A 22,254-nucleotide genomic window follows, 5' to 3' on the forward strand; every position below is an offset into this window, starting at 1 on the left:
GGGTTACGGAGGACGCGCTCGGTGTGGCGGACACAGCCCTACGCGAAGCAGCCGATTCCCTTCACGCCGCGTCGGCGACGGTCTCGCCCCCGTTGGTTCGGCTGCAGGCAGCCCGTAGCCGGTCCGCGACCGCAGGACTCGCATCCGCTTCGCCTTCGCCTGCCGGCCCGGGAGCACCAGCTCCTGCGGACCAGATCACTCGGGGCCGGTGACATGCAGACCGCTATCGCGCTCCCTCCGCTGATCGGCTCGCTCTGCTCGGGGTACGGCGGGCTGGACCTCGGTGTCCAGTCCGCGCTCGGCGGCACGCTGGCCTGGCACGCGGAGGTCGATCCGAACGCCTCGCGCATCCTGGCCCGCCACTGGCCCGGTGTCCCGAACCTGGGCGATATCACGACCGTCGGCTGGTCCGCCGTGCCCCGGGTGTGCGTCCTGACGGCGGGCTTCCCCTGTCAAAGACGTCTCGGTCGCCGGCCGTCGGGCCGGACTCAACGCCCAGACCCGCTCCGGGCTGTGGCTGCACGTCGCCCGTGCGGTCGAAGCCCTCCGACCTTGCCTGGTTGTGATCGAGAATGTGCGCGGCCTCCTCACCTCACCCGCCGGTTCCCCTGGCGACGTGGAATTCTGCCCGTGGTGTCTGGGAGACACCCCAGGTCAGCCTCCTCTGCGGGCACTCGGTGCCGTACTCGGCTCCCTGGCCGACCTCCGGTACGACGCGAAGTGGCTCGTGCTTCGCGCCTCCGACATCGGAGCCCCGCACCGTCGCGAGCGCACGTTCCTCGTCGCCTGGCCCACCGAACACCCTGTTCAAGACGCCGACCAGCAACATCGCGAAGAACGGCGGCTCGCAACACCCTTCCAAGAGGAAGAGCGGCGGACACGGCCCGAACCTGGCCGACGAGGTGGAGTGGCTCCTGCCCACTCCGAAGGCGTCGGACGGAATCAAGGGCTCGCCCAACCAGCGCCACGGCAACGGGGACATGACCCTGCCGAGCGCGGCGGCGTCCCTGCTGCCCACACCGCGGGCCAGCGACACGGGCACGCCGGGACGCCGACCGGGCAAGGGATGGCGTCCTCCCCTGTCAGCAGTGGTGCTGCCGCTCTGGACGGAATCGGCTCCGGAAACCGGGGGGCCGACCAGCGATGGGGGGCGTACGCAGCCGCCATCGCCCGATGGGAGATGCTCACCCGCCCCGCGCCACCGCCCACCGATGCGGCCGGACGTCTTCGTGCCGACTTCGTGGAGTGGATGCAGGGCCTGGAGCCCGGCTGGGTCACCGCCACCCCGGGGCTCGGACGACCGGCTCAACTCACCGCACTCGGCAACGGCGTCGTGCCTCAACAGGCCACCCGAGCAGTGCAGTTGCTGGCCCCGCCCTTCCCGCGCTGCCCTCGCTGCGCGACGGCGTAACACCCCACTACCGGGTTTTCCCGGCCGGACCAAATCGCGGTTCCTCCGGATCCTCTTCCTCATGTCGCCGTCTCACAGATGGAGCACGCCCCCATGTCCGACACCAGCACGACCGCCCCCGACCCGGAGCCGTTCCGCGTCCCCGACGGGGACCTCGACGACCTCGCCAGCACCCTCGCCAAGACGATGGCCGAGGTCAGGCAGCACGGCGTCATCCTCGACCGCCTGGGCTCCGAGCCTGCTCCCGCTTCCGCCGAGCTTCCGCCGCCTGACGGCGTTCCGGCCGCCCTGGCTGCCTCCACGCAGGTGGATGGCCCCACTTCGGTGTTCATCCTCGCCCTGGGCGGTGAGGCGTACGCGATCGAGATCGCCGCGCTCAGCGACTGGGTGAACTACCTATTCCTCCCGGTGTACGGCCGGGAGATCAGCACCAGCCGCCCGTGGTGCGAGCAGTGGCACGAACACCCCGAGGCCGTCGCCCGTCTCCACGCCCTCTGGCTCGCGTGGCAGCAGCTCACCGACGCCGAGGCCGGCCTGTCCGGTCCTTCGACGTGGCACCGCGACCACCTGGACCAGACGCTGGCCCATCTGCGCGCTCCCGATGGCCCCTTCGCCGCGTGCACGACGAGCGCGACCCGGCCCAACCATCGCGTGCTGGCCACCCCCGCACCGCAGTTGGGGCTGGCAGCATGAGCAACGAACTCGACTTCCGCCTGCAGGACTTCGAGCCCGCTGACGCGGATTCGGAGTACGCGGAGCATCGGTTCTGGGGCAGCGACTTCAGCGTCATGGCCGAGCATCACACCACGCCCAACGGCTCCCACAGTTTTGTCGTCGCCCACGACAGCTCGGTCACCTGGGGTGTACCGGGGGAACCCCAGATCGCTGCCATCAAGGTCGCACGGGATCTCAGCCTGAACACCTTCACCTTCGAGTCGACGTATCACTCCTCGGTGTCCTTCGCTCAGAACTGGCTGATCGGGCAAGGCTGCCCGCCCGAGCAGATCTCCCAGATCAGCGACGGCTTCACACAACCAGCCGATGACCTGTCGACCCGTATCGAGCAGCAGATCCGCTCCTCGGGAAGCCGGTACGAGGTGTTGGAGAGCGACACCACTGACTACGGCCCGGCCGAGAACTGGACGATGGTCCAGGACTCTGCCGCAACCCAGGCCCCGATCCGGGTCTTCCTGGAAGAGGCGGACCTCGAAGCAGGCACCTACACGGTGCGCGAAGGCGCCTTCGCCGACGAGGAAGCCGCCCAACACTGGCTGGAAACCCGCGACAGCCCACTGCCGCAGCCAGCGGAATACCGTAGCGACGCCGCCGCCCTCCGGACCCGTGCTGCCCTCACCCGGTCGGCCGGTGCCTCCGCGCTACCGAAGGCCGGCCCCGATGCCCAGAGTGCGCCGTCGGTAGCAACGGCACAGCGACCGAGCCCCGGGCGGTCGATGTGAGCCGCGCCCGCTTCGCCTTCGCCGCGCACCCCGACGCCATCGCAGACCTCCGGGAACTTCCCGACGAAATGCGCGACTTGGCTCTGCTGGAGCTGCAGAACCTGGTCCACGGCAGCGACGACTGCCTACCGCTGAAAGGTCGCCTCGCGGGCTTCCACAAGGTCTACGTCGACCCGTCCGTCTCCTACCGGATGGTCATCCAGTTCCGCCCGGCCCCTCCGACCTCACACCACAAGCGCGAGATCTATCTCGTCGCCGCCGGGAGCAGGAAGGACTACGCGGTCTACCGCGCTGCGCACCTGCGCACCGGCCCCCACCAGGGCACCGAGACAGCCTCTGCCTCCGAGGCGCGCGTGCAGGCAGCTCGCTCTCGCTCTCGCTCTCCCCACGCGGTCGACCAGCCGACCGCGGTCCCGGCAACTCCTCCCGCAGCAGTACAACCCGCTGCTGCCGCTTCTCGAAAGGTTCCCCAGCGATGACCGCCGACCGCACCCCCCTGGCCCGTACCGAGCTGGCTGGCCTACTCACCGAGGTTGCGCACAGCGTCTCCGGCATCCTCACCGCTGAGTACCCGACGGCCGCTAGCCGCTCCTACCTGCACCCCGTGCTCGGTGCACTGTCCGCCGGGCCCCAGGTCGTCTGCGAGCTGAGCGACCGGCTCGAAGGCTTCGTGGCCGACGATCCGCTCCCCACCACGCCAGCAGGTCTGTTCACCCTGGCCTCCTACGCCTCGGCGCTGGGATGGCTCACCGAGTCGCTCGCCGAGCTGACCTCCTCGGTCGACCGCATCTGCACGCGCGTCGGCATCCCCACGGAGCCACCGGACCTGGCCTTCGCCGCAGCGGCCAGCGTGGAGCAGAACAGCGAGTTCGACTTCGCCTTCAGCGCGCTGGAGTTGGCCGCGATCCGTACTGCGGCCGAGGCCGCCGGCCTCGCGCCGGTCGACTACGTCGAGGTGCTCTCCGAGTCCCTGCTCGCAGCTTCCCGGATCACCGACGCTTGCATGGAGATCTCCAGCGGCCTTCTCGAAGACGCCGCGTATGTCCTCGGCGAGGCGACCGACCACGTCTGGATCGGCGACGGTCCCGAGAGCCTGCCCACTCTGGTCCGCTCCCTGCTCGCCCGGATGGAGACGACGGAGTGAACGCGCAGAACGTCACTGCGCGGCCCGGCGCAGACCTCGTTGCCGAGCTGCTCGGCGTCGAGGACTTCTGGATGCTGAACATCGCGTATCGACCAGGAGAGCCGCTGTACGGTGCCGCGACGCGCGTCATCGGGGCTGCACACGAACTCAACGAACTGCACGGTCGAGTTGCCCGTGCGGCTCAGGCTGCCGTTGAGGTTCTCGGACCCGTCAGCCGGGGCGAGTTCAACGGTTCGGCGCGCTCGTACGTACCACTGCGGTCTGCGGTCCAGCAGATCGGACGGCTCGTCTCGCGGCAGAACGAGGCTCACGAGCAGCTCAACGAGTCCATCTTCGCGTACCGCCAACTTCTGTCCGAGTCGAACAGTTCCCAGGTCACGCAGGTCAAGACCCATGAGCTGGACAACGATCACGGTGCCGGCCGGGACGATGACTGGACCGTCTCGGGCGACCTCCGCCTCCGGGCCCTCGAAGCCGTCGACGCCGTCGAACTGCGAGTCCGCCAGAGCGCGATCTACGGCTACACCTACCTCTCTGACGGAACGGGCCAGCGCCCCAACCCGGAGGTCTGGCCCGAAACCGTCCAGCGGCTGGTCGCCGACGGGCTACTGGCCCAGGACACCAGCGAGGGGCTGTACCGGCCTGGACAGCTCCTCTCACTGACACCGCAGGGCGAGACGGCGCTTCGCGACCTCCGTACGGCCGCGCCACGCGTGTCCGCCGCTCTCAGCCGCAGCGACGCTGCAGCGATCTCCGGCTCCGACGCCGGCCCATCCCCAGCACCTGCGACAAGCCCGACCGCCAAGCCGCTCCGTTCCCGCTGATATCCATCGAAAGGACTCCCCTCATGTCCGCCGCGATCTACACCCGCCGCCTGGTCGAGCACCGGTACGGCCGCCCGCTGGAGAAGCTGCAGCGCGGCAACGCCTCCGCCCGTTCCGACGACCCCGTCCTGCCCATTCTGCTGCGCCGGCTCGACGGACTCACTCAGACCGGCGCCGCTGCCCAGTCAGCTCGCCGTCACCTCGAAGCAGCCTGGAGGGGGCACCGCGCCGGTGGACCCGACCGCGACGATCTGGTGCTGCTGTACGCGACCGAAGTCGTCGACCTCGAACGCCAGGAACAGAGCGAGGCGGAAGCGGTATGGGATCTGCTGGATGTTCGCCTCCTCCTGGACCGCGCTTCCGCTCGGCGGCCGTCAGCTCATCGAGTCGCCCCTGCTCCGGACGATCAGGATCTGCTGGACATCGCCCGCGAGGTCGCTGCCGGCCTGCACCGCCTCAACCGCGAGGCACTGCGGCGGGGCCTGCGTGAGCGCGGCGTCCCCGTCAGCAACCGCCGCCTCGGCGTTGTGCTCCAGAGGCTCCGAACCGAGAGCACCTCCCGCTGAGCGCTCGGTCGCGTCAAGAGGCCGCAACCCCCCTTTGTCTTAATGGAGTTCGTCCCATGCCCGCCACCTCTCCGTCCTCCGCTACCTCGATCGGCTCGGTCGATGCACGGCGTGTCGAGGACGCGTTTTCCCTGATAGCACCGAAGTGGACCACCTGGTCGGCGCAGACCCTGGCGCAGCAGAGCAGCCCCATGCGTGTGCGTGATGTCGCCGCCAGGCTTCCCTTCGTCAGCGAGCAGCTCGTCGGCAAGCGGCTGGCCCAGATGCACGCCGATGGACTGGTCACCCGAGTCGGCGACCGCCACGGGGCTCCGTATCAGCTCAGCGCCTTCGGCGAATCCCTGTCTCGGGTGCACGACGCTCTTGCCGACTGGTCCCAGGCCCACCTCTCGCTAGGCGGCCGGGTAGCCGGTGCCGAACGCGTCGAGGACGCCGTGCGGCGTCTGCACCTGCGGGATTCGACCGCCGTGATCCAGGCCCTCGACACGGGCGGCCCCATGCGGTTCGTCCACATCGCCGAGGAGGCCGGCTTGGACAACGGCTGGACCCGGCAACGACTCAACCGGCTTCAGGTAGACGGCTTGGTCGCCCGTACCGGGCCCCGCCACGGCGACCCGTACGTCCTGACCGACGCCGGGCGGGCGCTCGGCCCCGTATACACAGCCGTCGAGCACTGGAGTGACCCCGTCGCCACGCGGCATCGCTCGGAACCGCCGCCCCTTGTCGCGGCGGCCACCCGGACCCACACCGGCGTGCCGCTGGCGTCGGACAACATCCGCACTGCGGCGGCCCTGCGCCGGAGCGCCGCCGCGCCGAGCGCCCTGTTCAGCCACGCGCCGCAGCCGCAACCGCGGGTGCCCGCAGTCGTCACCGCCCAGTCGACGCCCTCTCGGGGGGCCGGTGATCCGGGTGGCGCTGAGAGCCAGATACGTCTCCGCATCGCCACGGCGCCCGCGTGCAGTCAAGCAGCACTTTCCCGCTGCGCACGCGGGCGCGAGCCCCAGCGAAGACCCCCTCTTGCGCTCGGTCATGCACATCCGCTCGTCCTTGGTCGTCACCGACAACGCCGTGGCTGTGCACCAGGACCGTCAGCACGCCCTTTCTCGGCCCGGCCGTGTGCCGGCCTTCTACGACCTGGAACGGATTACCGGCTCAGCAGCGGACCTTCGCGTCGCTCAAGCCGAGAGCCGGACTTCCCTTCAGGCCATCAGCCACGTGATCGAAGCGCGTGAATCCGCCGCCACCGCGGGCCGGGCCCCGGCAGCTCGGCTGGCCCAGGCCGCTGTCGCCCGCTCGGGGCACGCTCCACGCGCCCTGGCCCAGTCACCCGATCAGCCAGCCCCTTCGGCTGCTTCCGGCCCGTCGGTGGCCGCGCTGGGGCCGCACCGCTGATCGTCAGCTGTGGTCCTCGTCGCGGTGGGCTTCCCAGATTCGGGAGCCCACCGCGCGGGCCAGTTCGTCCAACGTCAACGCGACGCGGCGTCCATCCGCGATCCGACCCTCCGCCGTGGCGTCCTCGTCTCGCCGTCCGTCGGGCTGGACACCGACAGCCCACTGGCCGTCAGCGACCATCGCGATGTCGCCCACCGTCCACGGCCGCCCGGCAGCGCGGATCTTGCGTTCCAGCCCGGCCCCGTCCCAGTGTCTGCTCGGCTCCGACATCCCTGCTCCCCCTTCGATCTTGTGCGGTCCGACGCCGTAACCCAGTTACGACAACCGCGTTCACCGATCCATTCCCAGCGCCAGCGTCGCCCGCCCACGGCCGCCAGTTCGCCCACGGCAGACACCGCTCTCCGGGAAAGGACTACGTACTTCGGGACACTGCATGTCAACGTACGGGTGTTGGGAAAAACCGCAGGTCAACGAAGGGATCGTCCAACCATGAACACCTCCCCCGCTCTCCTTCCCGCCGTCGTCCGCCCGGCCGTGGAAGACCGTCCGTGGCTCTCCTCCGACCACTGCGCAGGCCCGGTGCTCGACCTCCTCGACGCCCTCGGCTGGGCGATCGTGGACACCCCGGAAGCCAACGTCCACGCGACGAGCCCGGACGGCCGGGTCTACGTCGGCTGGCTCCCCGAGGACCCCGCCGCCTGGCAGCGCGACATCGTCTGGCAGGTCCGAGTGCAGCCCACCGAAGGCGGCCCGTGGATACAGGAGTTCGGCCTCTACACCCCCTCCGAGGCCGTTGCCGGATTCCTCGCCGCGCTCATCGCCAGCCCCACCCGCTGACCGCTACCGACCCCGACTCGGAGAAGCCCCGTGGCACACCGCGCCCCGCTCACCAACCACCACGCCGACGGCACTCTCTGCCCGGCGGACCACAAGCACACCAGCTCCGGCAAGCCGCTCCACCCCGACTGTCCTGGCCGCGCGTACACGCAAGCCATCTGCTCCTGCGGCGGCTGGGACATGAAGCAGTCCGGCAAGGGCTACGTCAACGAGAGCCGGAAGCGGCACCTCGCCAGCCACTCCCAGGGGCCGAAGGTCGTTCGCGACCTGCTGCGTCTCGACGTGCCCTGACCCTCACGCACCAACCCCGCACTACCAGTCCGCACCGCTCTCGGAGGATCCCGTGCCCCATTACCTGACCGTCGGCCACCTGCTCCGCCAACTCCAGGACCTTGACCCCAGCCTGCCGATCCGTCTTGCCATCAACCCGGACTTCCCCTTCACCCACTATCTCGGGGCAGAGGTCATCGTTCGGGACGGCAGGGCGTTCATCGCCGACGACGGCCAGGAGGGCTACCTCCCGACGGCGGTCAGCGACGCCCTTGCCTGGGCCTGACCTGTTCCACCGAGAAGACCTGGAGGCTCCGATCTCGTCGCAATCCCGCCCTTCGCACGTCCTTCCTCTACATGGCCTCGCCATACGTCCGATGCCGAGCACCACGCGCGGCGCGCTGGTCCAGCGCGTCTCCGCACTGCCCGACGGGCCGCTCGACGTCACCTGGCTCGACCTCGAAGCCCCGAGACTCCCGCTTGGCCGCATCCGCCTTCACTGGGAGCCCGCCCCCCTCGCAGGCTGGGACGTCACGGCCCACCTGGGCCCACCGAGGTGCATCTCGCCTCGTGGCCCGCTGCCCCGGACGACTGGCCGCGCCTGGTCCGCCCGACCCTGCACGAGGTGCTTGGCCTCTGCGCCGCCCTCGCGGTCGCGACCGCCGCCCTCGACCTCTCGAACCGCCTCGCCCAGGTCTGACCGAACCGCAGAAGGCCGCCCCGTGCCAATCAGGCAGGGGCGGCCTTGCCGTACGCCCAGCCGCGTGTTGCGTACGCTCATCACCGACGAACGAGGAGGACACGATGGCCGACGACCAGGAACTCTGGGGGTACCCCGAGGTCGCCGCTCACCTGGGCATCAGCGTCGGGGCTACCCGTAATCGCAAGAGCCGAGGAAGCCTGCCCGCTCCCGACGACACCACCGTGCCGGACCGGCCCCCGCTGGCGGCCCGCCACGTTGCGGAGCTGGACGCCGGTCGGCCGGGGGTTTCGCAGCGATCTCCATGGCGATTCGGCCTCTGATGCTCCTCCGGGGAGGCGTCGCGAATTTACGGGTTGCTTCCAGGGCTTGGGCTCGTTGATGTGGTATGGGCCGTTTCGATGAGTTGATCAGTCCGTTGCGTGCGAAGTTCGAGGCGGTGACCCCGCATCTCAACGAGCGGCAGTGTCGTCTGCTGTACGCGGCGGAAGCGAGGCAGCTCGGACATGGCGGGATCGCGGTGGTGGCCAGGGCCGCGGGGGTTTCCACGGGGTGCGTCAGTCGGGGCCTGGTCGAGTTGGAGGACGATGCCGAGCCCGATGGCCGGGTACGTCGACGAGGTGCGGGGCGTCCCGCGCTGGTGGCGAAGGACCCGGGGCTCCGGCCTGCACTGCTGGCGTTGGTTGAGGACAGCACGCAAGGTGACCCGATAGGGCCGTTGACCTGGACCACGAAGTCGCTGCGGCATCTGGCCACCGAGCTCGCCGCTCAGGGCCGCACGGTGGGTCGGGACGTGATCGCCGCATTGTTGAAGGAGGCGGGCTTCAGCCTGCGGAGCAACGCAAAGGTCCTGGCAGGCAGCGGCCACCGCGACCGCGACGCCCAGTTCCACCACCTCAACGACAAGGTGCGCCAGTTCCTCGACGCCGGCGACCCCGTGATCAGCGTGGACACGAAGAAGAAGGAACAGATCGGGCTGTTCGCGCAAGGAGGGCGGGAATGGGCACCGCCCGGCAGGCCGGTGAAGGTCCTCGATCACGACTTCCCCTCCCAGGCGGTCGGCACCGCGATCCCGTACGGCATCTACGACGTCGGACGCAACACCGGCTACGTCGTGGTGGGCACCGACCATGACACCGCCGCGTTCGCGGTGGCCGCCCTGCGCCGCTGGTGGAAGGAGGAGGGTCGCGCGGCCTACCCGAACGCGCGCCGCCTGTTGATCACTGCCGACGGTGGCGGCTCCAACAGTTCCCGGGCCAGGGCATGGAAAGCGAACCTCGCCGCTCTGGCCACCGAGACCGGCCTTCAGATCAGTGTGTGTCACCTGCCTCCCGGCACGTCGAAATGGAACAAAGTGGAGCATCGTCTGTTCTCGTTCATCTCGATGAACTGGCGGGCACGCCCTCTGACCAGCTACGAAGTTGCCCTGAACCTCATCGCGGCCACCACCACGAGCACCGGGCTGAGCGTGAATGCCCGCCTGGACGAGGGCACCTACCCCATCGGTATCGAGATCGACGCCCAGCACGCCGCCGCGCTCACCATCACCCCCGACAGCTTCCACGGCGAGTGGAACTACACGATCCCGCCCCAGGCCGGCGTCCCCGCCGTGCCCCTCCAGCCACCCACACGCCGGGCCCACCCCCGTCACGCCCACACCTTCGACACCACCATGGCAACCCACCCCGTACTGACCGGGATGACCCGACACGCACTCGATCAACTCACCACAGAAGTACGCACGTTGATCGATCAAGTGCCCACCGGCCAGCGCCCCCGCCACCGCAAACTCGCCGTGGAAAGCATGATCTGGGCCGCCGTCCTCGATCAGCGCGGGCTGCCCTGCTCACTGACCGCCCACCTCTTCCGCATCGGCGAGAACCAGATGCGCACCCTGATCAAGCAGATCCGGCCCCTGCTCCAGCAACACGGCCACCACGCAGAACCACTGCCCATCCGACTCGTCGACCCCAGCGAACTTGCCGCCTATGTCATGCACGCAACATCAATGACAGGCTGACGTGACACGCTCCATCAATTAATCGACGCCCCCCGGCGTCCGCCGGAGGAGCATCGTGAACAGACTCGTTGTCGCGTCCGCCTTGGTCGCTTCCGCTGGAGCGGTCGCCGCAATCGCCGCCGCTGTTCAGCACAACTACGGCGTCTGCAGCATCGCCTTGTTCGCCGTGGCGGCCGGTGCCTCCGGCGTCTACCTGCTCCGCCGGTCTCAGGACGCCGCGAACGACCGCACCGTCCTCCACCGGCTACGAGTTCGGCCCCAGCTCACCGTCGACGCCCTGGCGAACGAACTTGGGCTTAACCGCGCCGCAGTCCAGCTCAGCATTCACCGTCTGGCCCGTTCCGGCGAGCTGCCCCCGCCCGCCGATTCCGCTGAATGACGGATAGGTTCGCCCCTAGTCTCAAGGCATGACCGACTCACCTATGCCCGCCCCACCGTTCCCTTCGCCTGACAATGCTGCGCTCCGGGTGGTCGTCGGCAACGCTCTCGCATCAGTCCGCAACGGCGAAGCCTCCGTGGAGGACGCGATCCTCCACGCCGCCGTCCACGGCTGGTATGAGGGTCACATCCAGGGCGAGGACGAGTGCCCCGGCTGCGACTTCCGAGGAGGACTGCCGAAGAACGGGAACCGCGGTTGACCATCGCGCAACGCCGAGGAGCGCCACCGACGTATCGGTGGCGCTCCTCGGCGTTCGGCACGCCGCCGCTCGACTAGTCCAGGTAGGTGCCGGCGAAGGCCCCGTCGAAGCCGAGCGCGGCCAGGCCCTGCTCGACGCTGGAGTAAGTCGTTCCGTCCGGGATGGCGATCAGTGCGTCGAAGTCGGCTCGGCTGATCTCCGGTTCGAGCCACTGGTTGCTGCAGCGGCAGCAAACCCAGACGTTCCGTCCGTGGTTGATGAGTAGCCAGTCGCGGCGGGCGCGGCAGGCCGTGCACATCACCGGGATGCCACGAAGGGCCAGGGCACTCGGGTGGCTGAGGCAGCGCGTCGCGCCGGGGCCGCTGGGCGGCTGCGTCTCGTACTCGAGTTGCAGCAGGGGATCGGTGCCGGCGGGGAGGACGGGCAGCACGGGTGTCGGCTCTGCGGGGCGGTCGGTGGTTCTGAGCACGAGCGTCATCTCCCGGTCGAGGTGCTTCTGTTTCCATCCGTAACAGCCGGTGGAGCTGCTTGTCCAGGGGTTTCTCGAAGGCCGGCGGGTCACCCGGCCCGCCGGACCCTCGTCAGCGGCGCGGTGGGCGGTTGCCTGGGTCGGAGGTGGTGGGGCGAGCTGCTGCCGTGGGTGCCGTCCGGTTGTTGGTGCGACTGGCCGGGGCCCTTGTCTGGCTGGTGCCGGCCTGCGGGCGGCGCGTCGCTTCACCCGGGTGAGCGGGAAGCTGGGCAAGGCGGCGCAGTCGCCAGACAAGCACGTCGTTCACGTCGTCAGCCGTGTCGAGTTCGCGCATGTCGATGGCCTGCTGGAGGAGGACCTTGGGGTCGTGGCCTGCGTGCTCGGCCTGGGCAAGTGTGGCGGTCAGGGCATCGACCGTGGACGAGCTGTCTGCTCGCATCACCCCGTCGGGCAGTGCTGCGCGGATGGTGGCTTGGTGGGCGCGACGTTCGGCTTCCGGTAGAGCGCGACCTTGGTCGTGTAGGGCCTGCATGGGAGTGGCAGCGGCCTGTCGGTAGGCGGCGCGCAGATGCTCGGCGGTCTGTCGGGAAGCGCGAGCCTGCTGGGCGTGTCCCCGGGCGGAGTGCCAGCGGGCGGCGGCGATCGTGACCAGGACCAGGGTGGAGAGGAGCATGGCGGTGGTGCCACCGTCCTCGCCACGTCCGAGGGCGCTGCCGGCCTGGATGATGCCCCGGGCCGCCGAGCGGATCGCCCGCGTGTCGGCATGCTCCGCTCGGACGTGGCTGCGGGTGGCACGCTCGAAGGATCGGGCGGCGGCGCCCAGCTCGGCGCGGGTAGCGGCCGGGGAGGTCTGTGTCACCGCGTCCAGGAGTTCGCCGACGCCTACCAGTTGAGCTGCGGCTTCGTCGTCGTCGCTGTCGAGCAGGATGGCGGCGCGCTCGGCGATGCCGGTGGCGTTGCGTCGTTCCCGGGCGGGCGGGGACCAGTCCGTTCGGCCGCTGGTCGCCGCCGGGTGCGTCGTCTGGTCAGCGGTGCCGTCGGCCAGTCGGCGGCGGATCTTGGGGAGTGAGAGGTCGGGGGCCAGCTTGGAGCCGGGGTACCAGATCGGTGCGCCGTCGCGGTTACGGTCACCGGGAAGCGCGACGTTGTAGCCGATGGCGTCGCCGGACGGGGCGTTTCGGACCTTCACGCGGAGGCCCGCCTCCCGGAGCCTGGTGAAGAACTCCTCTTCGGTGGCCGCCCCGGCGAGGGCTTGGCGCACGGCTTCGCGGAGAGTCTCGCGAGGGGCCTCGGACCGACCGGTGCGCTCGGCCTTGAAACGCTCCGCGCTGGTGGGGGACTTCGCTCCGGTGCCGTCGCCGGGCCTGAGCTGGCGGAACCCCATTTCCTTCTCGATGCGGCGGCATTCGGCCTGGGCCTTCTTGAAGTCGTAGTTCATCCTCGGACGGCGCAGGTCGCCTCGGACCATGGTGGCCACGATGTGGATGTGGTCGTCGGCGTGCCGTACGGCGACCCAACGGCAGCCGTCCGGATCGCCTTCAGGGGCGAGGTTGACGGCGTGGACCAGGCGGCGGGCGACGGTGTTCCATTCGGCGTCGGTCAGGCGTCGGTCGCCGGGGTCGGTGCGGACCGAGCAGTGCCAGACGTGCTGGGCAGGTGCCGTGGTGCCGGCCTGCTTGACCCGCAGGTCCAGCGCTGCGGACAGACGGGCGAGGGTGACCTTGGGGTCGGGGTCGGGGCTGGTGTCTCGTCCGGGGTCGGGGGCGAAGCCGTCCCAGCTCCCGACGAGGTGCGCGTCGGTGTGTTCGTCGCGTTTGCCGGGGCCGTACAGGTAGACGAGCAGGCCGTGGGTTCGTGAGCCGCGTCGGATCTTGGGGACCATCAGAGTCGCTTCTTCACCAGGGTGTCGGCCACGTCGTCAATACGGGCCAGGAGTCGGGTCAGGGTTGTGAGGGCGTGTTCGAGTTCGCCGGGCCTGGGCTGCCCCCCGGCGTTGTGGACGTAGGCGATCTGGTTGATGTTGTTGCCGACCCGGGAGAGGGCGGTGCGCAGGGCGGCCAGCTCGTCGATGGCGTCGTCGAGCTGTTCGTTGGTGTGCAGGGTGGTGGAACCGCGGGCGGCGGCGAGGCCGGCGGCGGCGAGGAAGCGCGCGACGGTGACGCTGCGCTGCGCGGCGGCGGCGACGATCTCGGCTTTCTCTGTGTCGGAGAGGCGGGTGGTCGTCTTGCGGGTGCGCTCGGTCGGGTTGCGGCTGCGGCGACGCGGCTTGCGGTCGGGGAAGGGGGACGCGCTCGGGCTCGGCTGCTCTCGGTCGCTGTGGCGATCTGCTTCTCCCCCCGCGTCCGGCACCCCCTGGTGCCGGACGTCCGGTTGGTTCCCGAGCGCCCTCGCTCGGGAACCAACCGGACGTCCCCCGCCCCCCTGGGCGGGGGCAAGTGCGTACGACGGGCCGTAGGACCGTCGTACGCGACAACTTGCTCCGCCAGGAGCCGTCGTGGGGTCACGCTGCTGTCCGGCGGTGGTAACCACCGGATCGTTGGCGGTCACCGACGTGTCTCCGGGTTTTCCTGCCGCAGTTCGCGGACGAGTTCCTCGATCCAGTCCATGGCCAGGACCGGGTGGTGGAGGGTCCAGGGGCGACTTTCCCGGGCCCGTTGCACGATCCAGGTGTTGTCGGGGCCGGATTGGGCGCGGTGCAGGTGGCCGCGCTGGTGCAGGACGGTCAGCCAGGAGTTGACCTCGGCGGGTGTGGCCGGGTGGGTGCGCATGGGTTGCTCTCCGCTTCGCTTCGGAAGGATGTGGGGCACGGGTCCGAGGGCGGGTGACCGGCCGTGGTGTCCGGCTCGGTCACCCGCCTCGTGCTGTCCTGTCAGTTCCGGCCGGAGGTGACCGGCTGTCCGTGCTGGGCGCGGAGCTGGGCCATCAGGGCGGTCAGGGTGTCGCTGGACAGCGGGATCTGCTGGCCTCGGATCGCCTGGGCGACCACCTTGCGGGTCAGCTTGTCCTCGGCCCTGACCGCTGACCGGGCGATTTTCAGCAGCTCCTCGGTGTCCGGGTCACTCCGTCGGTCAGTGGCTGTCCGGGTGTCCCGGTCAGTGACCGGCGAGGTGACCGGGCGGTCGGTGTCCGGCGCGTGGCTGTCCTGATTGCCGGTGACCGGCTCGGTGCCGACCGCGCGGTCAGTGACCGGAGGCGCGGTGTCCGGCTGTCCGGGCAGGTCAAGGGCCTTCTGCGGCTGCTCACGGTCACCGGTGACCGGGCTGCTGTCCGTCGGGGCACTGTCCCCGGTCAGTGACCGAGGACTCGGGGCCTGCTTGTTCAGGGACGATCGGGGCCGGTCAGTCAGGGCAGTGACCGGCTGCCCGGCGCTGACCTGACCGGGCTGCGGCTGCTGCTGACCGACCCGGTCAGCCCGGGTGACCGCGATGCCCTCGGGCCGGTCAGCCTCACCGAGGTGACCGGCCTGACCGAGGTCCTCCCGGTCACCCTCCTTGACCGGGCCCCGGGCGATCAGGATGTAGAGGTGGACCGCTCCGGCCAGCGCGAGGGGGGCGATGGTGGACAGTACGGCGACCACCGTGTCCCCGAGCCGGAGGCCGGTGCCGGCGACCCCTTCGTCGTTGAGCCGGACCGCGTGGAGGGCGTTGGCCCAGATGCTGGCGGCGGTGGCCGTACCGAAGAGGGCCCAGACGTAGAGCCGGGCGCGCAGGGGCGCGTCGCGGAGGACCAGGAGTGCCCGGATGCCGTAGGCGATGAAGCCGTCGATCACCAGGGGGAAGAGGTAGGTCAGGAAACCGCGGACGTGGATGGCGACGGCCATCTGCTGGAGGGCGTCGTACGACAGGGCGCACCCCGCGCCGCCCAGGGCGATGACCACCGCGCGGTCCCAGCCGGTGATGTGCGCCGTCTTCGGCGCGCTCGCGGTGCTCACGCCGCCGTCCCGAAGTCGTCGCGGCCCAAGCGCTCGCCGTCGGTCTCGGGGGGCGGGGTGGTCTTCGTGGTCTGCTCCAGGTCTCGGTTGCGCAGGGCGCGGCGGGTCTCGCGGTAGAGCTTCTGAGCGTGCTCCTCGGTGATCTTCAGGAGCCAGGCCAGGCGCTGCTCGGTCACCCCGTGGCGGTAGGCGGCGTGGACGACCGCGCGGCGCTCCGCCTTGGTGAGGTGGACATCCCGTCCGGCGACGGTGGCGTTGACGCGGCTGTAGTCGAGGCGGTTGGCGAGCTTTTCGTGCAGTGGCCCGCGCTCCTCTTCGGTCAGTCCGCCCCGGATGCCGTCGGTGTCGCCGCTCTCCAGGGCCGCGTCCAGGCAGGTGCGGCGGACCGGGCACTGGCCGCACAACGACTTCGCGGCGGTGATCTTGTCGGTCTCGTCGGGCTCCGGGAAGAAGATTTCGGGGTCCACCGGGTTGTATTCGGTGCTCTGGCAGACGGCCTGGTCCTGCCAGGTCTGGTCGCCGAGCGAACGGTGGCGGGCAGGGCTGATCGTCGTGGTGGTCATGCGGGTTGCTCCGATCGCTCTCCACGCGCAGGGGCGTCGGCGGAGAGGTGCGCTGGGTCGGGAGGTGCATGGGGCGGCGCGCGGAGGGCGCGGCCCGGCGGGGCGGCCTGCGGCGGATCAGGCTGCGGCGCGGTGGCGTCTGCGGTCGACCGGCTCGAACTCGACCCGAGTGGTCATCTGCGCAAGGCGGGAGGCGATGCGGTCACCGACGTAGGCCCGGAGGTCTTTGATCGCCAGGTTGGTGGTGATCAGGGTCGGGAGTTCGTAGTTGTACCGGCGGTTGATCAGCCGGTATGTCACTTCCTCGACCCACTCGCTGGCCTTGGCCGCGCCGAGGTCGTCGATGATCAGGAGCGGGCAGCGGCTGACGGCCGCCAGCTCCCGCTCGCTGTCCACCCCGGGCCGGGGCCGCAGGTCGGCGTACAGGTCGGCGGCGGTGGTCGCGCGCCAGCGCACGCCGACTCCGCTCTGTACCAGTCGCCTGACCGCCCCGTACGCCTGGTGTGTCTTGCCCGCGCCGACGACTCCGGCCATCAGCAAGCTGGGGCCGGTGGTGACCTGTCGCCGGGCTCCCACGCTGGGGGCGATGGCTGCCTCGGCGACGTCTCGGGCCCAGGCCAGGACCTGGGGGTGGTCGGCGACAGCGGCCTGGTAGCGCGGCGGCATCCCCGCCAGCAGGGCATCCAGCGGAGAGAACGGCTCGGGCTCGTCGACCACTGCGGCGACGGCGGCCGGGTCGATGTTGCGCGCGGCCAGGATCCGGGCCATCCGGTCCAGGGTGCCCTCGCTGCCGATGGTCTGCGGTTCGCGGGTACGGGTGCGCATCACAGCTCCTCGGCGTAGGCGGCGGCAGCGTTGGCCGGGTTGGTCCACGCCTGGTGAGCGGGCACGTTAGGCCGGATTCCCGGCCGCGCCAAACCGCCCGAGCGTGCGTTCATGGCCTCGTTGACCATGCTGGTCAGGACGCTCGGGTGCTTGGGGTTGGCTGCGAAGTTCTGCAGTCCGGCCCGGATGTGCTCCGGGGCGATGCCCTCGCCCAGGAGCTTCTTGGCGATCCGCCCGAGGTGCCCGATCACGTCGCTGGGCGGACGCTCGTCGCAGGCAGCGATGTACTCGCCGACGAGCTGGTTGGCTGAGACGGTGGCTGCGGGCGCTGTGCGCCCCGTAGGGATAGAAGATCCAGGATCCAAGATCCTAGATCCAGGCGCCGAGCCCTCTCCGAGGTTTCGGGGAAGGTTCGGGGAAGCCTCGGAGAATGCCGCCTGACCTGCGCTTTTGGAGTCAGGGGGGCTAGGAGTGCCGACCATGTCGTCGAAGGCGTCCTGCTGGATGGTGGGAGCCCGGTCGGCGTTGGTGTGAGGTGTCACGAGGGGCTGCGCGGGCAGATCGAGGGCTCGGGGAGCGTACGGCGAAGCCTCGGCGAGCCCTCGCGTAGGGGTGGGCGACTCCTCGGCCCGCTTGGTGCAGGTCCCCTTGCAGGGCGCGCACCGGTCGGCACCGTGGTGCTGCGGGCAGGTGGGCAGTCGGGACTGGCTCGGCTTGTCGATCTTCTGGTGCGCGGACCAGGTCACGATGTGGAGGTAGCGGCGGCCGTCACAGCCGGTGTACCGGCAGATCAGGCCAGCGGTCGCGAGCTGGTGGAGGTCGTCTTCGACGTGGACCGAGGTGTGCTCGGCGCGCAGGGGCCAGAGCAGCCCGGCGATGATCGCGGCGTTGTCGCGGTGGCGGCCGTGGTCGTCGGCCTGGGTGAGCAGGCCGAAGAAGGTGCGCTCTGCCTCGACGCTCACTTCGGCGAGCGACTCGGAGACGAACGCCTCCGGCTTGATGGTTCGTATCCGCGCCATGTCAGCGGCCCCGACCGGCGGCGATCAGGTCGCTGCGGGTGAGGGTCGCGAAGGCGAGGTCGAAGGTGTGCGGCCGTGTCCAGTCCGCCTCCGGCCAGACCCGCAGGATCCAGCGGGCTGCGACCCTGGCGGTCGTCCGCCCCAGCTCCAGGGTTTCCCCGGCCGCGTCCTTGACGATGGCGTGCGGGTGGGGCCACGCCTCCTTCGGGTCGTTGAGGCTGACCCGGATAGTGGCCGCGCCCGGAATCATGTCGGCGAGCTGGGCGGCAAGGCGGCGGTGGCGGTCGGCGTCCGGGCAGGCCGGGGTTCCGCTCGGCATGGCGAGCATGCGATACTCCGTTGTTCGTAGGAGCGCGGTGCGGCGGTTCTCATGCAAAAGCCCCGCCGCCCGCGAGATGTGAATGGCGCCCCTCGGGGTGCCGGCCCGGCGCTTGGGAGTTAGTAGCTCCCGGGCGCCGGTTTTCTCTGTTGCGCTACGTCACGGACCGTGCGCTCGCATTCGCACCACCTCCTCCTCCTTGCCTTCCACCTGCTCGTTCCGCCCCTCCCCGGGTCGCTGCCCGGCGGGGGACGACGAACATACGTAGACACCCGCGGACAAGTCCATCCCTGTTTTTAACCCATCGCACAGGGCTGGCGACGGCCGGTATTTGGGCAGGCGCCCCCCGCATTCGGTCGGCAACGACTGGGTACCGAATGCGTCGGGGCGTTGCGCGAGTGACCGCGACAACGCAACATGCATAGGGCTCTCCCAGGGGCTGGCACACTTGAGGTCGGGGTCGATCAACAGGTGCGATACAGGAACGTACGTTAATTGTGCGGATGTATCAAGCCTGGATTACAGTTGTCCCAGACACCGCCCCAACCAGCCCGACCGCCACGCCGCAGGAGTTCATGTGCCCCCACGTCAGTTCGACGGCAGTCGCGTGCGCGCTGTCCGGCGGGGCAAGGACCTTGGCCAGAAGGAGTTGGGGGCCGAGGTAGGCGTCACCGGCCCCGCTGTCGCGCGGTGGGAGAGCGGTCAGGATTTCCCCAAAGGCGAGAAGCTCCCCGCGATTGCAGCGGCGCTCGGGCAGCCGCTGGATGTTCTCTTCCCCCACGACGGTCCGCCGGACCTGCAGCTCCTGCGGTGCGACGCCGGCCTCAGCGTGGCGCAAGCTGCTGCGATCATCGGCACGAGCCGCACACCAGTCAGCAACGCCGAATCCGGTCGGCGCAGACTCGCCGACGCTTACGTGCAGCCGCTCGCAGCGGCGTACGAGGTGACCGAAGCAGAGTTGCTGGCCGCTCAGGACTGCTCGTTCGGACACCGCCCCAGGACCTCGCGTGACGACCAGGTATCCGCGCCCCGCACTATCGGAGAAAAGATCAACTATCTCCTGGAGCACGGGTACGTGAGCCAAGAGGCACCCTCTGACGAGGAAATCGCGCGGGCCGTCAATGCCCACGCAGGCGGGACAGCCGTCACCACGGACGACATCGTCGCCCTTCGCACGGGTGCAGCAACCGAGGCTTCCGACGTAGTACGCGCCGGCCTAGCCGATGCGCTTCAGGTCGACGCCGCCCTCTTCCAGGACGATGCCGAGGTCAACCCTGCGGCCCGCGAACTCCTGGAAGCGATCCGCTTCCTCGGCTCGATTCACCGAGGACAGATCCTTGGCCTGGCTGCCCGCGGCAACGGTGGGGGCCTGTCGGCCGAGATGATTGCCAACATCAACGACCTCGTCGGAGAGCTGAAGCACAAGCTGCCAGAGGTGCCGGACGGGGATTGACTGCACCCGCGAGCTCGCGCAACCCGGACGTTCTCTGCTCGGCAGGCTGCACGTCTGCTGCGGCCCGCCGTCCGAGCGTGGCAGGTCCGCTCAAGCTACGCCACAGCTAAGTAGGAGCCGACATAGCGAAGGGACTACGGCGTCGCCCCATGATGGGGCGACGCCGTAGTCCCTTCGCGGTCCTCTTCGCAGAGGACCGGTTTGCGCTCGGCCGATACCGGGCTACGACGCGGCGAGATCCACGCCAAGCAGCTCGGAGAGAGCGGCGACCGTCTGCTTGGGGTCCTTGTTGTGCACCCCGGCGAGGCCGAGCTGCTCCGCTGCCTGAACGTACGCTTCGGTGTCATCGACGAAGATGCACTGCTCAGCGGGCAGATCCATGAGCTTGAGCGTGACCTCGAAGAGGCTCGGGTCAGGCTTGCGCATCAGGTGCTGCTCGGAGATCACCACGACGTCATACAGCGTCTCCAGCTCGTAGCCCTGATACAGGTCCCACGGGGCCAGTCCAACACTGTTCGACAGGATGCCCACCTTGATCCCGGCCCGCCTCGCCGCCGCAGCCGCGTTGATCAGCAGCGGCTCAGGGCGGAGGTCACCGAAGATGCGACCCATCAGGTTGTCGGGGGACACGCCCAGCATCTTGCCGGCGAAGTCGTTCCACTCAGACTGGGAAACCGCTCCGCGCTCAAGATCGCTCGTGATCCGGACGCCTTCGTCGTCCTTGTACAGGGCCGTGAGGCAGGCTCCCTGCGGAAGGCCCTCGCGCTGCTCGAAAGCGAGCACAGCAGGCAGCAGGGGGGTGGTGAGCACGCCTCCGAAATCGAGGATGAGGCCGGTGCGGTTGGACATTCGGGAACTCCATTGCTGAGATTTCGGACGCCCATCCAGACCGGACAGCGTCACGGACTCGCCTGCATACGGTGACGACAGCACGGTGCGTCACGAGGCCGAAGTCCATTCATCATTTACTGGGCGGAGCAGGGCCTATCAGTCCGCTCGACCCACGGTACCAGCCCGGTTCGCGCAGTCGAGGGTGCCGAATCTCACTCACAAGGCACTCGCTCAAGATCAATATGCCGATAGCCCCCGAGCGCAGCTATCGATCCACTTCGGATTCCACTCTTGTGGAGTGCAGGAGAAGCCTCTGCGCTTGATCCGTCGTGATGTTCGAGTAAGCGGTGCTAACTCGCACTAGCCACGCCGCTTCGCTGTCGGTATCGACGAACGGTTTATCTCTCAGGGGTGCAGCGGCATGCGGAAGGACTGGTGTGGTGTCAGCCGCCAGGAGTGCCGCCTTAATCCATTGCGCTTCTGCGGCCGGCTCAGGATCAGAGTGCGAGGCGGTAATGTCCTCTGCGGCGAACATCAGATTCTGTGGAGCGTAATGCCGCAGCTTCTCGCAAGCGTCCGCAATATCTTGAGTCCATCGGTCCAGGCGGACGTCTATGGGGACTCTTATATGCATGAGTTCCGCAATGCGCCGCCCAGGTGGGTACAGGCTTGTCCCAGGGAAAGCCTGTACCAGGTCAAACCAGAGCGGATAAGTCCTGTAGAGGGTTTGCCATGTCTTCCACCGGGCTACTGCGGCACGGGTGGTGGGAATACTCGCCCCTGCGGCGACGATCAGGAAGAGAACGTCCATCCAGATCGATGTGGCGTCCACAAGAAACTGCACCGTGGAGGGACTTAGAGGGAAGGCCACAGCGACCCAAAGGATGGTGATGCGGGCGACTGTATGAAGCAGCCCCATCCACATCGAAATTCCCATCAAACCCAGTCCGATGCGCATGCTTGTGCTCTCGGCCTGTCGCGCCGCCCTCGTCCATTGGTAGCCACAAACCGCGGTCGTGATGAGCGGGAAGAAGTAGAAGACGGTCATGTAGACCGCGACTCCCCATTCTCCCGCATGGTCGATGAGGAAATTTTGGCTGGGCCTCTCGCGATCCACCACGGTAAAGAACAGGATCGTAAGAAGAATTACGCCTACCGCCCCCGCCTTATATGATGCGCGGGCAATCCAGCGTGAGACCGCGACGTGCCGAGGCACGACCGCCGCCGTGCTCTTTCCGTAGCTGGTGGCGACGTAGGTCAGGGCGGCCATGATCGCTGCAGTACTGGCAAAGTGCCTGAGCAGGGCGCTCAGGTCCACCACAGGAATACGGTCGAACGCATCCATTGCCGCTGGCGTGTAGAGGCATAGAGCTACGGCAAACCCCGCATAGCCGCCCCAGAGGGCCCGGCGGTGAGAGTCGCCATACCGAACCGCAGGAAATCGCCAGATGGCGATAACGGTCATGACTGCCGCAGTCAGGTATTGAAAGTATTCGAACACGGAACCAGTGGATCTCTACGCGGGCTGCATTTTGTCGACCCGCAAGGTCGGTTGAGTGCAGACTGGACTGCCGGGGGAATGCGA

General features: G+C 69.0%; 28 protein-coding genes and 3 pseudogenes. 19 read left to right on the top strand and 12 right to left on the bottom strand.

Annotation, left to right across the window (positions count from 1 at the left end):
* Positions 1–213 precede the first annotated feature (213 nt).
* The 10 genes and pseudogenes from M2266_RS16085 to M2266_RS16130 form a co-directional block, all read left to right on the top strand.
* Positions 214–387 (top strand): annotated as a pseudogene (locus tag M2266_RS16085) (hypothetical protein); the annotation flags it as partial.
* A 121-nt stretch (positions 388–508) separates the two neighbouring features.
* Positions 509–775, top strand: a pseudogene (locus tag M2266_RS16090) (DNA cytosine methyltransferase); the annotation flags it as partial.
* Between the two features lie 291 nt (positions 776–1,066).
* Positions 1,067–1,411, top strand: a complete 345-nt coding sequence (locus tag M2266_RS16095; RefSeq protein WP_277438815.1) for a hypothetical protein — start codon at positions 1,067–1,069, stop codon at positions 1,409–1,411.
* 93 nt (positions 1,412–1,504) lie between these two features.
* Entirely contained in the window at positions 1,505–2,104 is a 600-nt protein-coding gene (locus tag M2266_RS16100) for a DUF4913 domain-containing protein (RefSeq protein ID WP_266805294.1), read from the top strand.
* Positions 2,101–2,868 (top strand): glycosyl hydrolase, encoded by a 768-nt coding sequence (locus M2266_RS16105; protein ID WP_277438816.1) that lies wholly within the window; start codon positions 2,101–2,103, stop codon positions 2,866–2,868. Before M2266_RS16100 ends, M2266_RS16105 begins: the two co-directional genes overlap by 4 nt.
* Entirely contained in the window at positions 2,865–3,347 is a 483-nt protein-coding gene (locus tag M2266_RS16110) for a hypothetical protein (protein WP_277438817.1), read from the top strand. The genes M2266_RS16105 and M2266_RS16110 overlap by 4 nt, the downstream gene beginning before the upstream one ends.
* Positions 3,344–4,012, top strand: coding sequence for a hypothetical protein (locus M2266_RS16115; RefSeq protein ID WP_277438818.1), 669 nt, complete (start codon positions 3,344–3,346; stop codon positions 4,010–4,012). Before M2266_RS16110 ends, M2266_RS16115 begins: the two co-directional genes overlap by 4 nt.
* Positions 4,009–4,836 carry a large ATP-binding protein gene (locus M2266_RS16120; RefSeq protein WP_277438819.1) on the top strand — a complete coding sequence of 276 codons (828 nt, stop codon included), beginning with the start codon at positions 4,009–4,011 and terminating at the stop codon, positions 4,834–4,836. Before M2266_RS16115 ends, M2266_RS16120 begins: the two co-directional genes overlap by 4 nt.
* Before the next feature lie 23 nt (positions 4,837–4,859).
* A complete protein-coding gene (locus tag M2266_RS16125; RefSeq protein WP_277438820.1) occupies positions 4,860–5,402 on the top strand; it encodes a hypothetical protein in 543 nt (180 codons plus the stop codon).
* A 56-nt stretch (positions 5,403–5,458) separates the two neighbouring features.
* Positions 5,459–6,634 carry a winged helix-turn-helix transcriptional regulator gene (locus tag M2266_RS16130; RefSeq protein WP_277438821.1) on the top strand — a complete coding sequence of 392 codons (1,176 nt, stop codon included), beginning with the start codon at positions 5,459–5,461 and terminating at the stop codon, positions 6,632–6,634.
* 163 nt (positions 6,635–6,797) lie between these two features.
* Here M2266_RS16130 and M2266_RS16135 read toward each other — a convergent pair whose 3' ends face one another.
* Positions 6,798–7,064, bottom strand: a complete 267-nt coding sequence (locus M2266_RS16135) for a hypothetical protein (protein ID WP_277438822.1) — start codon at positions 7,062–7,064, stop codon at positions 6,798–6,800.
* A gap of 219 nt (positions 7,065–7,283) precedes the next feature.
* On the opposite strand from M2266_RS16135, the gene M2266_RS16140 reads away from it, so the two are divergent.
* The 8 genes and pseudogenes from M2266_RS16140 (at position 7,284) to M2266_RS16175 (ending at position 11,259) form a co-directional block, all read left to right on the top strand.
* On the top strand, positions 7,284–7,631 hold the full coding sequence (locus M2266_RS16140) for a DUF317 domain-containing protein (protein WP_277438823.1): 348 nt from the start codon (positions 7,284–7,286) through the stop codon (positions 7,629–7,631).
* 30 nt (positions 7,632–7,661) lie between these two features.
* Positions 7,662–7,922 carry a hypothetical protein gene (locus M2266_RS16145; protein ID WP_277438824.1) on the top strand — a complete coding sequence of 87 codons (261 nt, stop codon included), beginning with the start codon at positions 7,662–7,664 and terminating at the stop codon, positions 7,920–7,922.
* Between the two features lie 52 nt (positions 7,923–7,974).
* Complete coding sequence (locus M2266_RS16150) at positions 7,975–8,187, top strand: hypothetical protein (RefSeq protein WP_266805277.1); 213 nt, start codon at positions 7,975–7,977, stop codon at positions 8,185–8,187.
* Positions 8,188–8,457: 270 nt separating this feature from the next.
* Complete coding sequence (locus tag M2266_RS16155) at positions 8,458–8,601, top strand: hypothetical protein (protein WP_277438825.1); 144 nt, start codon at positions 8,458–8,460, stop codon at positions 8,599–8,601.
* Between the two features lie 104 nt (positions 8,602–8,705).
* The gene (locus M2266_RS16160; protein ID WP_277438826.1) at positions 8,706–8,924 is read left to right on the top strand and encodes a MarR family transcriptional regulator; all 219 of its coding nucleotides are present in this window, start codon (positions 8,706–8,708) and stop codon (positions 8,922–8,924) included.
* Positions 8,925–8,989: 65 nt separating this feature from the next.
* Positions 8,990–10,195: pseudogene (locus M2266_RS16165) on the top strand (ISAzo13 family transposase); the annotation flags it as partial.
* Positions 10,196–10,676: 481 nt separating this feature from the next.
* Positions 10,677–11,000, top strand: coding sequence for a hypothetical protein (locus M2266_RS16170; protein WP_266805271.1), 324 nt, complete (start codon positions 10,677–10,679; stop codon positions 10,998–11,000).
* A gap of 28 nt (positions 11,001–11,028) precedes the next feature.
* Entirely contained in the window at positions 11,029–11,259 is a 231-nt protein-coding gene (locus M2266_RS16175) for a hypothetical protein (protein ID WP_266805269.1), read from the top strand.
* Positions 11,260–11,332: 73 nt separating this feature from the next.
* Here the strand turns inward: M2266_RS16175 and M2266_RS16180 are convergent, their stop codons facing one another.
* The 9 genes from M2266_RS16180 to M2266_RS16220 all read right to left on the bottom strand — a co-directional run bounded on the left by M2266_RS16180 (position 11,333) and on the right by M2266_RS16220 (position 18,394).
* Positions 11,333–11,737, bottom strand: a complete 405-nt coding sequence (locus tag M2266_RS16180) for a hypothetical protein (RefSeq protein WP_124284364.1) — start codon at positions 11,735–11,737, stop codon at positions 11,333–11,335.
* Positions 11,738–11,840: 103 nt separating this feature from the next.
* Positions 11,841–13,610: a relaxase/mobilization nuclease domain-containing protein gene (locus tag M2266_RS16185; RefSeq protein WP_277438827.1), complete on the bottom strand. Its 1,770-nt coding sequence runs from the start codon at positions 13,608–13,610 to the stop codon at positions 11,841–11,843.
* A complete protein-coding gene (locus M2266_RS16190) occupies positions 13,610–14,077 on the bottom strand; it encodes a MobC family plasmid mobilization relaxosome protein (protein WP_266805263.1) in 468 nt (155 codons plus the stop codon). Before M2266_RS16190 ends, M2266_RS16185 begins: the two co-directional genes overlap by 1 nt.
* A 194-nt stretch (positions 14,078–14,271) precedes the next feature.
* Positions 14,272–14,496: a hypothetical protein gene (locus M2266_RS16195; protein WP_266805261.1), complete on the bottom strand. Its 225-nt coding sequence runs from the start codon at positions 14,494–14,496 to the stop codon at positions 14,272–14,274.
* Between the two features lie 101 nt (positions 14,497–14,597).
* A complete protein-coding gene (locus M2266_RS16200) occupies positions 14,598–15,659 on the bottom strand; it encodes a DUF2637 domain-containing protein (RefSeq protein ID WP_277438828.1) in 1,062 nt (353 codons plus the stop codon).
* Positions 15,656–16,222 carry a WhiB family transcriptional regulator gene (locus M2266_RS16205; protein ID WP_266805257.1) on the bottom strand — a complete coding sequence of 189 codons (567 nt, stop codon included), beginning with the start codon at positions 16,220–16,222 and terminating at the stop codon, positions 15,656–15,658. The genes M2266_RS16200 and M2266_RS16205 overlap by 4 nt, the downstream gene beginning before the upstream one ends.
* 117 nt (positions 16,223–16,339) lie before the next feature.
* Positions 16,340–17,047 carry an ATP-binding protein gene (locus tag M2266_RS16210; RefSeq protein WP_277438829.1) on the bottom strand — a complete coding sequence of 236 codons (708 nt, stop codon included), beginning with the start codon at positions 17,045–17,047 and terminating at the stop codon, positions 16,340–16,342.
* Entirely contained in the window at positions 17,047–18,066 is a 1,020-nt protein-coding gene (locus M2266_RS16215; protein WP_277438830.1) for a hypothetical protein, read from the bottom strand. Before M2266_RS16215 ends, M2266_RS16210 begins: the two co-directional genes overlap by 1 nt.
* Before the next feature lies 1 nt (position 18,067).
* Positions 18,068–18,394 carry a transcriptional regulator gene (locus M2266_RS16220; protein WP_277438831.1) on the bottom strand — a complete coding sequence of 109 codons (327 nt, stop codon included), beginning with the start codon at positions 18,392–18,394 and terminating at the stop codon, positions 18,068–18,070.
* 568 nt (positions 18,395–18,962) lie between these two features.
* Here M2266_RS16220 and M2266_RS16225 point away from each other — a divergent pair.
* Entirely contained in the window at positions 18,963–19,838 is an 876-nt protein-coding gene (locus tag M2266_RS16225) for a helix-turn-helix transcriptional regulator (RefSeq protein WP_277438832.1), read from the top strand.
* Between the two features lie 222 nt (positions 19,839–20,060).
* On the opposite strand, the gene M2266_RS16230 is transcribed toward M2266_RS16225, so the two are convergent.
* Together M2266_RS16230 and M2266_RS16235 are read right to left on the bottom strand one after the other, a co-directional pair.
* Entirely contained in the window at positions 20,061–20,687 is a 627-nt protein-coding gene (locus M2266_RS16230) for an HAD-IA family hydrolase (protein WP_266805247.1), read from the bottom strand.
* A 247-nt stretch (positions 20,688–20,934) separates the two neighbouring features.
* On the bottom strand, positions 20,935–22,170 hold the full coding sequence (locus tag M2266_RS16235) for an MAB_1171c family putative transporter (RefSeq protein ID WP_277438833.1): 1,236 nt from the start codon (positions 22,168–22,170) through the stop codon (positions 20,935–20,937).
* Positions 22,171–22,254 lie beyond the last annotated feature (84 nt).

Origin of the sequence: Streptomyces sp. SPB162 (genome assembly GCF_029504575.1) — a bacterium.
Classification (GTDB): Bacteria; Actinomycetota; Actinomycetes; order Streptomycetales; family Streptomycetaceae; genus Actinacidiphila.

Excerpts from the sequence above, each read along its gene's own strand:
- M2266_RS16175 (WP_266805269.1), top strand. The coding sequence starts at position 11,029 with ATGACCGACTCACCTATGCCCGCCCCACCGTTCCCTTCGCCTGACAAT.
- M2266_RS16205 (WP_266805257.1), bottom strand. The coding sequence starts at position 16,222 with ATGACCACCACGACGATCAGCCCTGCCCGCCACCGTTCGCTCGGCGAC.
- M2266_RS16160 (WP_277438826.1), top strand. The coding sequence starts at position 8,706 with ATGGCCGACGACCAGGAACTCTGGGGGTACCCCGAGGTCGCCGCTCAC.
- M2266_RS16210 (WP_277438829.1), bottom strand. The coding sequence starts at position 17,047 with ATGCGCACCCGTACCCGCGAACCGCAGACCATCGGCAGCGAGGGCACC.
- M2266_RS16125 (WP_277438820.1), top strand. The coding sequence starts at position 4,860 with ATGTCCGCCGCGATCTACACCCGCCGCCTGGTCGAGCACCGGTACGGC.
- M2266_RS16195 (WP_266805261.1), bottom strand. The coding sequence starts at position 14,496 with ATGCGCACCCACCCGGCCACACCCGCCGAGGTCAACTCCTGGCTGACC.
- M2266_RS16105 (WP_277438816.1), top strand. The coding sequence starts at position 2,101 with ATGAGCAACGAACTCGACTTCCGCCTGCAGGACTTCGAGCCCGCTGAC.
- M2266_RS16215 (WP_277438830.1), bottom strand. The coding sequence starts at position 18,066 with ATGGCGCGGATACGAACCATCAAGCCGGAGGCGTTCGTCTCCGAGTCG.
- M2266_RS16140 (WP_277438823.1), top strand. The coding sequence starts at position 7,284 with ATGAACACCTCCCCCGCTCTCCTTCCCGCCGTCGTCCGCCCGGCCGTG.
- M2266_RS16130 (WP_277438821.1), top strand. The coding sequence starts at position 5,459 with ATGCCCGCCACCTCTCCGTCCTCCGCTACCTCGATCGGCTCGGTCGAT.
- M2266_RS16180 (WP_124284364.1), bottom strand. The coding sequence starts at position 11,737 with ATGACGCTCGTGCTCAGAACCACCGACCGCCCCGCAGAGCCGACACCC.
- M2266_RS16135 (WP_277438822.1), bottom strand. The coding sequence starts at position 7,064 with ATGTCGGAGCCGAGCAGACACTGGGACGGGGCCGGGCTGGAACGCAAG.
- M2266_RS16220 (WP_277438831.1), bottom strand. The coding sequence starts at position 18,394 with ATGCTCGCCATGCCGAGCGGAACCCCGGCCTGCCCGGACGCCGACCGC.
- M2266_RS16100 (WP_266805294.1), top strand. The coding sequence starts at position 1,505 with ATGTCCGACACCAGCACGACCGCCCCCGACCCGGAGCCGTTCCGCGTC.
- M2266_RS16115 (WP_277438818.1), top strand. The coding sequence starts at position 3,344 with ATGACCGCCGACCGCACCCCCCTGGCCCGTACCGAGCTGGCTGGCCTA.
- M2266_RS16185 (WP_277438827.1), bottom strand. The coding sequence starts at position 13,610 with ATGGTCCCCAAGATCCGACGCGGCTCACGAACCCACGGCCTGCTCGTC.
- M2266_RS16095 (WP_277438815.1), top strand. The coding sequence starts at position 1,067 with ATGGCGTCCTCCCCTGTCAGCAGTGGTGCTGCCGCTCTGGACGGAATC.
- M2266_RS16230 (WP_266805247.1), bottom strand. The coding sequence starts at position 20,687 with ATGTCCAACCGCACCGGCCTCATCCTCGATTTCGGAGGCGTGCTCACC.